Source organism: Verrucomicrobiia bacterium (assembly GCA_019694135.1).
Lineage (GTDB): Bacteria > Verrucomicrobiota > Verrucomicrobiia > JADLBR01 > JAIBCM01 > JAIBCM01.
In genome coordinates this window covers 101,524-113,604 of the sequence record JAIBCM010000006.1, presented here as the reverse complement: position 1 = coordinate 113,604, position 12,081 = coordinate 101,524, and the positions used below count along the sequence as shown (strand labels likewise).

The window sequence follows — 12,081 nt, the reverse complement described above, 5'->3', positions numbered from 1 at the left end:
CGCTATCCGCGCTAATTTGAAAACCTCCCGCTACATCCCCATTGGCCACTAAAGCGCTATTTAATTTTGTACTGCCTGTCGCTGCAATCTGCGCACTGTAAAGTTCATTCACGGTATCAGTATCTTGATCCGCTAAATATACCACTCGGGCGCTATCAGAACTGATTTGAAAACTAAATACGTTTCCACCAGCTACTAATGCATTATTTAATTTTGTACTGCCTGTGGCCGCTATCTGTGCGCTATATAACTCAAAAATGCCATCTGTATCTTGATCAGCTCGATAAACCACTCGTGCGCTATCTGGACTAATTTGATAATTTGCAAGTATATCGCCATTGGCAACTAAAGCGCTATTAAGCTTTGTAATGGCCCCCCCCGTCATAGAAACACTATAAAGTTCAAAAACATCATCGGTATCTTTATCACTGCGAAAGACCGCTCGGTTACCATCGGGAGAAACTAGAAAATCCACCACATTCCCATTCATAACCAAGGGAGCGCTTAAATTGGTCACCGAACTCGGACCAAGAGTGTAATCCACGCCAAAAAGTTCAACAAATGCTACAGCGCCTGGATCAGCAAAAAAAGCGACCCTCTTATTATCACTATTAGCAAATTGAGGAGTACCAGCAAAACCATTCGCCGAAAAAGTTTGATTCAATTTAATAACTGCCTTTGCTTCCCATGTCCAAAAAGAGGCTAAAAGCCCTAAAACGATTATTTTTTTCATGTTTATGATAATGAGATGAAGCTATTAGCATGTCAATAAGAGATCCACGATAAATTAAGAACTCGCACTCCCGTAAGCTCGCAAACCCCGATTAAAAAGTAGATGGGTTCCTAAAAAAAATAAAATAGCCAAACCTGCCATAACCCCTAGCAAATTCCAATTGACTCGACCTAATAAAGCTTCACTCGGCACATTTGCCACCAATAACATCGGCAAAGCAAATGTAAAAATAATACGCACCATCCCCTTAAAAGCTTGTCGTGGCAAACGCGAAATTTGAAACAAATTATAATACCCATAAATCAACCCCTGCGAGCGAACAATCCAAAAAGAAAACGTCACCAGTGCCAACAGTAAACTATAATGGATTATCACTCCAAAACCGGTTAATAAAATAAACAAACCCACACCCAAAGGTGTAATCGATAATCCTAAATGTAAAATTGCGTAACCACAAACGCCCAAGCCCAAAGCCCCATTAATGAGCGCTCCTGGCTCGAACAATCGCGTACTAACCAGAAATTGCGGTGACACCGGCTGCGCCAAATAAAAATCCAGTTTTCCCGTCCGAATTAACTCAGGCAAATTGAAAAAATTCACCATAAAAAACGCCTGAAAAAGCTGTTGAATCCAATGATTTACCCCCACTAACAAAATCATTTCATAACGACTCCATCCCGCCACTTCCTCCACATGCCCATAAACCACCTCTACAAAAATCAACTGCAACGAAAACCACATCGTCTCCGTGCCCAACCAAAGCAAAAAATTCGCTTTAAACATCATTTCGCGTACCATGGAATAACGAATCTGCGCCAACCAAATCTTTAGATAACGATTCCATCCCATATCATCCTCCCACAGCCGTATATTTTTTCAGTCCTTGCCTCCATGTGACCCATCCCAATACACTCACCAACCCAATCCAAATCCATTGCAACAAAAACCCTCGCCACAATTCACCTTCCGACAACTGCCCGCCAAAAACCGCAATCGGAAAATAATATTCATAAGCAAAAGGCAAATGCAACGCCACTTGATAAAACGGTTGAGGCAATAAATTTAATGGAAAAACATGGCCTCCCGCAACATATTCTAAACCAAACAAAATAAAAATCACCCCGCCCACATCCAATAACCAAAACGCCAAAAGCCCCGTGCAAAACGTAATCGCAAACTGTAAAAAACCCGAACCCACAACCGCTAAAACCGTCAATAACCAAACATCGATCTCTTTCGGCCAATTCAAACGACTTCTCAACCAAAACACGGCCATCCCTACAGGAATAATAGTGCTCATAGCATAAACCATCCGACCCGAAAAATAAAGCGCCAGCCGATATGCCCCATAATTCACCGGTTTCAACAAAACCTGATTCATCATCCCTTCACGAATATCCGCAGCAATCTGAAAATCATCCTCTGTCGGCGACGTCAAAGCATCCAACACCAGCAACGCCACAAAATAACTGATCATTCCCTCATAAGAATAACCGCCCACATTGCCTTTGCCTTGATAAATCGCGCCCCAAAAGAAAATCGTTCCCAACAAAGGCACCAATGAAAAACAGCAACGCAACAGAAAATTCCAGCGATAAACCAGCGCATTCTGAAATCCAATTAAAAAAACATGCCAATAACGCGCTATCATAAATCAATTTTTGTAGAGCAAGCGCTCCGCTTACTAAATATCTAAATGATCCTACCACATAACTTTAATGCCATAACGCGACAACGAACGATCCGACGAAACCAAATTCAATTTCTCTTCCATTGCCTGCGCCACCAACATTCGATCAAACGAATCGCTATGATGCAAGGGCAACGAAGAAAAACGCGTCACATGCTTCAATTCAATAGGCATTAATTCAAACCCCATTTGTGGCAACTGTTCTACCATAGTTTCAAATGGAACTAAAAGTTTTAACCTACTTATATTCACCTTTATCGCCATCTCCCATAAACTCGCCACGCTTAAAAAAACTTTGTTATCCGCGTTCTCTAACCACCTTTGGACCTTTGGCGTTAAATTCGAATGCTTTTCCGCAAACCAAATCAAAACATGTGTGTCGATAAGAATGTCCATCAATAACACTCCTCCATAGCCGGAATCGGATCATCAAAATCAGGCGACGTCCAGATTTTACCTTTCAACCAACCTGCTTTACGTGGCAATTTTTTTTCATGATGCGGAGGCCCCAATTCCGCCACGCACTTGCCGCGTTTGGTAATATAAAAACGTTTCCCACGCTGGACCTGCTCCAATAAAGCTGATAAATGCGTCTTTGCCTCAAATGCACCCACTTCGTTTATCTTCATACAAACTAGTTTATTCAACTAGTTGGTTAATTCAAGTCAAAGCTACTTCGGCCCCACAATTTTGCCCAATTTTCTAGTCGTCTTAAACACTGGCACGCCCAATGTGGTTGTTCCATAATTTATAATGCCTATCTTCTTACCTTTACTAATAATCAGCTTAGCCGTTGCCACATTCGTTCCCGCCACAACTCCTCTTACCTTATATTTCTTATCAAAGACTGGCCTCACTTGAGGTTCATTTTCCTCTCCAACAATAAACGGAACATTGGTCGGAATATCGTAAAAGAATAATTTCTTGCCCTTAGCCAATAACAAAGAACTTACTGCATCACCATTATCACCAATCCTCGCTAGCACTCCCACCACTTTTGGCGCTGCACTCTTTGTGTTAACCAAAGTTACAGCATTATAGTTGGGTGACAGTAACGCCCCTATGACTTTTCTTTGTTGGGTAATAATATCCGTTAACCCATCGCCATTCACATCTCCGCTGGCTTTGACTTTAATCTTTGGACTGGTCAAGTTACCAAGGGTCATCGTTTTAATCACTGCAAAATTGCTATCCACTAAAACTGCTTTTACTACTGTTTTGTTTTTCACAATTAAGGCGTTGTTAGAGTTAATCACATTAGCCGCTGCCACTTTATCTTTCTTGCCCAGGATTAAATTCTTTGTCGTATCGACTCCGCTCGCGGGAAAAGTAATTAAGGTCACTTTCTTCTTTTTCTGTGCCAACAAATCCAATGTTCCATCGCCATCAAAATCTCCAGTAAATTCAACAATGCTGTTGGGAATATTATTGGTTTGTGGTGGTGGGTTGGTAATGACTGGATTGATGGTTAGGTTTAACATTTTACTATCAAATCCTGCCGCATTAGTGGCAAATAAATTGATAGCAAACATACCCGCTGCGCTAGGCACTCCGCTGATTATATCATTATTCAAACTTGCCCAGTTTGGTAAATTAGCCGCTCCGAAACTAGTAATCGGTCCATTATCAGCTGTAATAGTGTACTGAAAATTGTCACCCACCACACTGGTTACATTTAAAGCGCTCGTAATCACAGGTGGCAACATATTATTAGTGCCACCATTGGTCGGGTTAACTATTAATCTTAATATAGCACTACCCACACCATCCACATTAGTTGCGCTTAAGGTGATAAAGTTAGTGCTCACCATATCAGGCACTCCGCTAATAACATTGCTATTAAAACTAGCCCAAACCGGCAAATTGCTTACTCCCCACCCCAAAATCGGTCCGTTGTCGGCTGTAATGGTATAGTTAAAATTGCTTCCTACCCATGTCACGGCATTGGTCGGACTAGTAATTATTGGCGGATTAAATGTCACATAAAGTTCTCTTACGTTATCGGTGTCTTGTTCTGCCACATAAATAATCGGTCCACCAGCAGGATGAACATATGGGATAGGCGAAATAGGATAAACCAAACCTCCAGCAACCAAAGGCCCATTTAATTTAGTGATGTTTCCACCCAAAATTGGAACGCTGTAAAGTTCAATCACATTATTAGTATCTTGATCCGCACGATAAATAACTCGCTGTCCATCGGGGCTAATTTTAAATCCGGTTAATACATCCCCACTCGAAACTAAAGGTCCATTTAGCTTCGTAGTAGGCCCTCCTGCGATAGGAATACTATAAAGCTCAAATACATCATCTGTGGTTTGGTCAGTGTTAAAAATAACTCGACTACTATCTAAACTAATGACACAAGGAAGAAAAAGTGGGCTGGGCAAAATAGGCCCATTCAATTTCACCGCAGATCCTCCCAGCATGGGCACACTATAAAGTTCAAAAGTGCTATTATTGTTAGTATCCCCATTATAAAGAACTCGATTACCATCGGGACTGATCACAAAAGGCAGCACCGCTGTTCCAATTTTTATTGATGCACCACCCATCATTGGAACACTATAAAGATTTCCCGATCCGAAAAGATTGGTTGAAATGACAGAGCGATAAACAACTCTACTACTATTTGGACTAATTTGAAAATTAGCCACATTTGTTACTGTAGCATCATTTAGCTTAGTTACTAATCCACCAGTAATTGGCACAACATACAATTCGTAAAAGGTATTAATTTCTTGATCCGCTCGATAAATAACACTCGAACTATCAGGACTGATTGCAAATCCCGGGCCAGAAGCATCATCACCTAAAACATCCCCATTAAAAACCAAAGGGGCGTTTAGCTTGATGACATTCCCACCCGTCAAAGGAACACTATAAAGTTCATAGAGCCCACTCACATCCTGATCCGCGAGATAAACTATTCTACTGCTATTTGGACTCACCCTAAATTCTGCTTGCGCATCACCCATCATAGGACCATTTAACTTAGTCGCGGGACCGCCCGTTATCGGAACGCTATAGAGCTCAAACAAACTATTCACATCTTGATCAGCACGATAAACCACACGCGAACTATCTGGGCTGATTAAAAAATCCAACACATCTTGGCTTGGCGCAAAAGGCCCATTTAATTTAATCGTTGGACCGCCAACTGTTGGAACACTGTAAAGCTCAAATGAATTCAAACTATCTTTAAACGCCTTAAATACTACTTGGTTTCCGTTGGAACTCATCAAAAAATCTACAATGCTTCCCCCAGGAATCATAAGTCCATTTAAATTAGTCACCGAACTCGGACCCAAACGAAAATCTACGCTAAAAAGTCCTACATACTCATTAATCACATTTTCATTAACACCATAAACAATCCTGTCGGCTGAAGTAAATAGAGGACTATTCGCCACCTTTTGACCCGGCAACAATGGGTGATTTAATTTTTGATTAACAAGCGCTCGCAAAGGTAAAACTGTGATGGCAAAAAATGAAATAATTCCCATCAAAAAAAACAACTTTTTCATAACTCTCATAACTTAACAAAGTTTTCACAAATTACCGCTTTTATTTTACAGATCTTCTAACTTGTCTACGTTTTAGATTCTGTTGAAAAACGTGAAAAAAATAAATCACAACTCTTACATTCGTTTAAAAGGTCTTCGCCAGAACAATCTGAAAAATTTTGATCTGGAAATTCCTCATCACACTTTAACAGTCATTACCGGCCCCAGTGGTTCGGGAAAATCCTCTTTAGCATTTGAAACGCTTTATGCCGAAGGTCAGCGACGCTACGTCGAAACCTTCTCGCCTTACACACGACAATTTTTGGAAAGGATGGACAAACCACAAGTCGAATCCATCGAAGGCATTCCACCGGCCATTGCCATCGAACAAAGCAATCCCATTCGCACTACCCGCAGCACCGTGGGTACAATGACTGAAATTGCCGATTATTTAAAACAGCTTTTCCCCAACTTAGCTCACCTTTACTGCCCACAATGCCAACGTGAAATTCAGCCCAGTAACGCCCAAACAATCGCGCAAAACTTACTCTCCAATCCCGCACTAAAAAATCGGGAAATCCTCATCACTTTCACCTTATCCTTTCCAGAAAACACTCCACTTTTCGAAGCACTCAATTTCGTTCAAACCCAAGGATTTCGACGACTTCTTTGGCAAAATCAAATCTTACGACTGGAAGAAGCCCAAAAACAAAACGGCCTTTTAAAATCGAACCAGTTAATTTTGATCCAAGACCGCATCAAGCTAGATCAAAGCTCATCCAACACCCGCCTAATCGAAGCCCTCGAACATGCGCTTACTTTCGGCAAAGGTCTAATCACGATTTATCGATTGAATAATCAGCAGGTCGAAGATCAGCCCCTCCTTTATAGCAATCGCTGGCACTGTCCTTACGACCATTTAGATTTTCGCGCACCCACTCCCGCTCTCTTTACCTTTAATAATCCGCTTGGCGCTTGTCCCACATGTCACGGTTTTGGTCGCACCATCGAAATCGATTACGATCTCGTGATTCCCGACAAAACAAAAGCTCTTGCACAAGGCGCGATTAAACCGTTTCGAACTGGCCATTCCCAAGAATGCCAAGCCGACCTCCTACGCGCTTGCAAAAAACATAAAATTTCGACCGACATTCCTTATCAACAGCTCACGCCGGAACAAAAAAAATTCATTCTTGAAGGAGAGCCTTCAACCCTTTCACGTTTAGAAATTTGGCAAAAAGGCGGTTGGTATGGCGTAAAAGGTTATTTCGATTGGCTCGAAACAAAAACTTACAAAATGCATGTGCGCGTTCTACTTTCGCGTTATCGCGCTTACCAAACTTGTCCTGTCTGCCATGGCGGCCGCTTTCAACCGGAAACATTGAACTGGAAATTAATCACCCCACACCATGCTTTATCTCTTGCACAAATCAATGCTCTATCAACCCATGATGCACTCGACTTTTTTAAACAACTTTCGCTGTTTCCCAAACTAGATGACGCTAACACTTTATTGATTAAAGAAATCACAACACGCTTAACTTATCTCAATGAAGTGGGCCTCGGCTATCTCACGCTCAATCGCGCAACACGCACACTTTCCGGCGGCGAAATCCAACGCGTCAATCTCACCACGTGTTTAGGCACTTCTCTCGTAAACACCCTTTTTATTTTAGACGAACCCTCGATTGGACTCCATCCGCGCGACACGGATCGACTCACCCGCATCCTTTATCATCTACGCGATCTCGGCAACACAGTTGTTGTCGTTGAACATGAAGAAAGCATCATTCGCTCAGCTGATTATCTAGTCGATCTGGGTCCAGGCCGCGGTCAACAAGGCGGCAATTTGGTCTTTTCCGGCATAGCAGAAAAAATTTTATCACAAAAAAATTCTCTAACCGCCAATTATCTTTCCTATCGCACACGCATTCCTCTTCCACAAAAACGAAGAAAAATTTCTCAAGAAAATATAATCTCCATTTTCGGCGCAACGTCACACAATTTAAAAAACGTCGACTTCACATTGCCCTTAAATGCTCTCGTTTGCCTCACTGGCGTAAGCGGTTCTGGAAAAAGCACGTTAGCCTTCGACATTCTTTACAAAAATATTTTAAAAACACGCAATGAAGCCGTTTCTGAATCAGGCGAAATAAAAAAAATAATCGGCCAGGACTTGATCAATGAAGTCGTTCTTGTCGATCAATCACCCCTCAGCAAAACGCCGCGATCTAACCCCGCGCTTTATGTGGGAATTTACGATGCCATTCGCGAACTTTTCGCCGCCACCGAATCCGCTCAAAGCCAAGGTCTTAATGCCTCTGCTTTTTCTTTTAACACAGGCACAGGTCGATGTGATCGTTGTCAGGGCATGGGCTATGAAAAAATTGAAATGCAATTTCTTAGCGACATCTATCTTCCTTGTTCCGAATGTCACGGTCAACGTTTTCAACCGCACGTGCTTCGCGTGCGCTATCACGACAAATCAGTTGCTGAAATTCTTGCGATGACTTTGGATGAGGCGATTGAATTTTTCAAAATTCGAAAAACGGATGAAATGACGACACGTGGAAAAGCCAATGCCCACACAATCGTTGAGGGTCTACAACTTCTCTGCGATGTCGGCTTAGGTTACTTGACACTCGGTCAACCTCTCAATCAACTTTCTGGCGGCGAAGCACAACGCATTAAACTTGTCAGCCACCTTTCTGCCACCACTTCGAAAAAGAAAAAAAAGAGCAAAGGCAATTTACTGATTTTAGATGAACCCACCACAGGATTGCACTTCGATGATGTCCGAATTTTGCTGACGGTTCTACAACGTTTAGTCGATGCCGGCCATTCTCTTCTGGTCATTGAACATAATTTAGAAGTGATCAAAAGCGCTGATTGGATCATCGACATGGGCCCTGAAGGGGGTGAGCAAGGAGGCAAAATTATTTTCGAAGGCACGCCGGAACAAGTTATCGAAACAAAAAATTCTCACACAGGAAAATTTTTAAAATCCATTTTCTCCTCTAAAATTTTGAAGGAGAAAGGGCTTTCTCCTTCACCTACTCGTTTTGAATCGCCAACAGAAAATACCATTCAGATTCGCGGCGCACGTCATCACAACCTCAAAAATATTTCTCTTAAGATTCCGTTAGATAACATGACTGTTATCACCGGCTTAAGCGGTTCCGGCAAAAGCACTCTGGCTTTTGATATTGTGTTTGCTGAAGGTCAACGCCGCTACCTGGATAGTCTCAACACCTACGCTCGACAATTTGTTCAACAATTTGAAAAACCAGAAGTCGATCTCATTACGGGCATCCCTCCCACCGTTGCCATTGAACAAAATATCACACGTGGTGGTGGCAAAAGCACGGTCGGAACGGTTACTGAAATTCATCACTTCATCCGCCTACTTTTTTCCAAACTCGGCGTGCAACACGATCCAGAAACGGGAGAGAAGGCAGTACGGCAGACTGTTGCCGGAATCCAAAAACAAATCGATGCCCTTTTAAAAAAATATAAAACATTGGATGTGGTGGCTCCACTCATAAAAGCCCGAAAAGGCTTTCACACAGAAATTGCACGGTGGGCCGAAAAGAAAGGTTTTCGATTATTGCGTGTGGATAAAAAATGGATTGAGCCAGCTAAATTTAAAGCGCTCGATCGTTATCGCGAGCACACCATCGACGTTCTCACTGGCACACTTTTACGCAAACAAAAATCCGGCGAAACCGTTCAACTCATTCATGATTCTTTGAAATATGGGCGCGGCTCATTTTCAGTTATGACACCTCAAGGAGAGGAAATTTTACTTAGCACTCACCTCTTTTGTCCAAAAAGTGGGCGCTCGTTTGAGGAATTAGATCCTCGCCAATTTTCCTACAACTCGCCTCACGGTTGGTGTCCTACCTGCGAAGGATTTGGAATCATTTTCGAAAGTTCGGTCGATGCAGAAAGCGCTTTGGAGCGAGAAGTGCAGCGTGAAACCAAATATGAAATGAGCGAGGATTCAGAACAAAAAATTTGTCCCACATGTCACGGAGAGCGACTCAACTCCATTTCACGCGCAGTTCGTTTTTCTGGAAAAACTATTGGCGAAATTTCCCATTTATCAGTTTTAGAAGCCAAACGCTTTTTTGATTCGCTTTCTTTAAAAGGTCGCACTAAAGAAATTGCGCGTGATATTGTTCCCGAAATTCTGCAGCGACTCCATTTTTTGGAACAAGTAGGACTGAATTATTTACAACTAGCGCGTTCGGCTAAAACATTATCTGGCGGAGAATCTCAACGCATTCGACTTGCTGCGCAACTGGGTTCGAATTTGGAAGGTGTGCTATATGTGTTGGATGAACCCACGATCGGCTTGCATCCGCGCGATAACGCTGATCTTCTAAAAATTCTTAAGCAACTCAAAGCAAAAGGAAATTCGCTGCTTATCGTGGAACATGACGAAGAAACCATGCGTCAAGCAGATCATTTGATTGATCTCGGTCCCGGCGCCGGAACACGCGGCGGCGAAATTATGGCTCAAGGTTCATGGCAAGAAATTGCAAAAAACACGCGATCGGTAACAGGCACATTATTGGGCGAGCCATTGCCCCATCCACTTTATGGCAAACGGTGTGATTATAACAACGCGTTTTGGCTTCAAATTACTGGTGCTCGTGCGAACAATTTAAAATCGGTCGATCTCAAAATTCCTTTAAATTGTTTAACTGTCCTTTGCGGGGTTAGCGGTTCTGGCAAAAGCACACTCATGCGTGAAATTCTTTTGCCCACAGTTCAAGACACTGTGCAAAATCGAAAGAAAAAGAAAAAAATTACATCAAAACTTTGGGATAAACTAGAAGGCGCCGAACTCATCACCAAAGTCATTGAAGTGGATCAATCGCCCATTGGCAAAACCTCGCGCTCCACGCCAGCGACTTATGTGGGCATTTTCGATTTAATCCGTGAACTTTTTGCGCAACTTCCGGAATCGCGTGTGCGAGGTTACACGAGCAGTCGGTTTTCATTTAACAGCAAAGGTGGCCGATGCGATGCGTGCCAAGGCCAAGGCGCTTGCAAAATAGAAATGAATTTTTTACCTACGCTTCATGTGCCGTGCGAAGTTTGCCAGGGGAAACGTTACAATCGCGAAACCCTGGAAATTAAATTCAAAGACAAATCTATCGCTGATTGTTTGGCAATGACCGTTGAAGAGGCGGTTATTTTTTTTCAAGCTCATCCTAAAATTCACCGCGCTTTAAAATTATTAGAGGAAACAGGTCTTGGTTATCTCACCCTCGGACAAAGCAGTCCGACTTTATCCGGCGGCGAAGCACAACGCTTGAAACTTGTCACTGAACTTGCGCGAGATAATTCTGGGCATTGTCTTTATCTTTTGGAAGAGCCCACGATTGGCTTACATTTGGCCGATGTAAAACGGTTGCTCGAAGTGGTGCATCGGCTGATCGAAAGTGGTCACACCGTCGTTATCATAGAACACAACTTAGATGTTATTGCTGAAGCCGATTATGTGATTGAAGTCGGCCCTGAAGGAGGTGAGCGAGGTGGAAGAATTGTAGCTCAAGGTTCTCCAGAACAAATTTTAAAACATAAACATTCTATAACAGCCCCATTTTTAAAACCTTATATACCTTAGAAAAGCTAGTTATTTTGATAAATCGTTTGAAATTCCCTCAAAGTTCGCTTAAAAGAAATCATTCTACTATTCCGGAGTAGCTCAGTGGTAGAGCGGTCGGCTGTTAACCGATTGGTCGTAGGTTCGAGCCCTACCTCCGGAGCATTTTTCTTTTTAAGTTTTTGCAGTTTTTTTGTTTATCATTCCGGCCAGCATTTGTATTTTTATTCAGAAAGAAGATTTTACTAATAAATGGGTAACGCACTGTCACTTATTCGCCGCATTGTGGTATGCTGTTATCACGACAATTGCTGAAATTTTATCAATAACCGGCTATGCTCCGGAAGGCACAAATTTTTTTCGAATTCTGATGCATCTCGGTTGGATCCCGTGTTTTCGCATCATTCGCAAAGCTTATTCTGATAAATGAAAATTCCCTCTTTTTAATTCTCAATTCATTTCACAAAAATTCATTTAACTGCAGTAAAGTTAGAACCTTATCTCCGAAGCTATTAAATTAGATACGAATGTATTT

At 42.3% G+C, this 12,081-nt stretch carries 7 protein-coding genes and 1 tRNA gene; 2 read left to right on the top strand and 6 right to left on the bottom strand.

The window, feature by feature from the left end:
- The 6 genes from K1X66_09210 to K1X66_09185 all read right to left on the bottom strand — a co-directional run.
- On the bottom strand, positions 1-733 hold a 733-nt coding region (locus K1X66_09210; GenBank protein MBX7158548.1), incomplete at its 3' end, for a hypothetical protein.
- A 54-nt stretch (positions 734-787) separates the two neighbouring features.
- Positions 788-1,582, bottom strand: a complete 795-nt coding sequence (locus K1X66_09205) for an ABC-2 family transporter protein (protein ID MBX7158547.1) — start codon at positions 1,580-1,582, stop codon at positions 788-790.
- A gap of 1 nt (position 1,583) precedes the next feature.
- Positions 1,584-2,384 (bottom strand): ABC-2 family transporter protein, encoded by an 801-nt coding sequence (locus K1X66_09200; GenBank protein ID MBX7158546.1) that lies wholly within the window; start codon positions 2,382-2,384, stop codon positions 1,584-1,586.
- A gap of 51 nt (positions 2,385-2,435) precedes the next feature.
- Positions 2,436-2,819: a type II toxin-antitoxin system VapC family toxin gene (locus tag K1X66_09195; GenBank protein ID MBX7158545.1), complete on the bottom strand. Its 384-nt coding sequence runs from the start codon at positions 2,817-2,819 to the stop codon at positions 2,436-2,438.
- Positions 2,819-3,052, bottom strand: a complete 234-nt coding sequence (locus tag K1X66_09190) for a type II toxin-antitoxin system Phd/YefM family antitoxin (protein ID MBX7158544.1) — start codon at positions 3,050-3,052, stop codon at positions 2,819-2,821. Before K1X66_09190 ends, K1X66_09195 begins: the two co-directional genes overlap by 1 nt.
- 42 nt (positions 3,053-3,094) lie before the next feature.
- Positions 3,095-5,950: a hypothetical protein gene (locus K1X66_09185; protein MBX7158543.1), complete on the bottom strand. Its 2,856-nt coding sequence runs from the start codon at positions 5,948-5,950 to the stop codon at positions 3,095-3,097.
- 100 nt (positions 5,951-6,050) lie between these two features.
- Between K1X66_09185 and uvrA the strand changes: the two genes are divergently transcribed.
- On the top strand, positions 6,051-11,567 hold the full coding sequence (uvrA, locus tag K1X66_09180; GenBank protein ID MBX7158542.1) for an excinuclease ABC subunit UvrA: 5,517 nt from the start codon (positions 6,051-6,053) through the stop codon (positions 11,565-11,567).
- Positions 11,568-11,637: 70 nt separating this feature from the next.
- Positions 11,638-11,709: transfer RNA gene (locus K1X66_09175), tRNA-Asn, on the top strand.
- Positions 11,710-12,081 lie beyond the last annotated feature (372 nt).

Coding starts and splice junctions, on each gene's coding strand:
- K1X66_09190 (MBX7158544.1), bottom strand. CDS start 3,052: ATGAAGATAAACGAAGTGGGTGCATTTGAGGCAAAGACGCATTTATCA.
- K1X66_09200 (MBX7158546.1), bottom strand. CDS start 2,384: ATGATAGCGCGTTATTGGCATGTTTTTTTAATTGGATTTCAGAATGCG.
- K1X66_09185 (MBX7158543.1), bottom strand. CDS start 5,950: ATGAAAAAGTTGTTTTTTTTGATGGGAATTATTTCATTTTTTGCCATC.
- K1X66_09195 (MBX7158545.1), bottom strand. CDS start 2,819: ATGGACATTCTTATCGACACACATGTTTTGATTTGGTTTGCGGAAAAG.
- K1X66_09205 (MBX7158547.1), bottom strand. CDS start 1,582: ATGGGATGGAATCGTTATCTAAAGATTTGGTTGGCGCAGATTCGTTAT.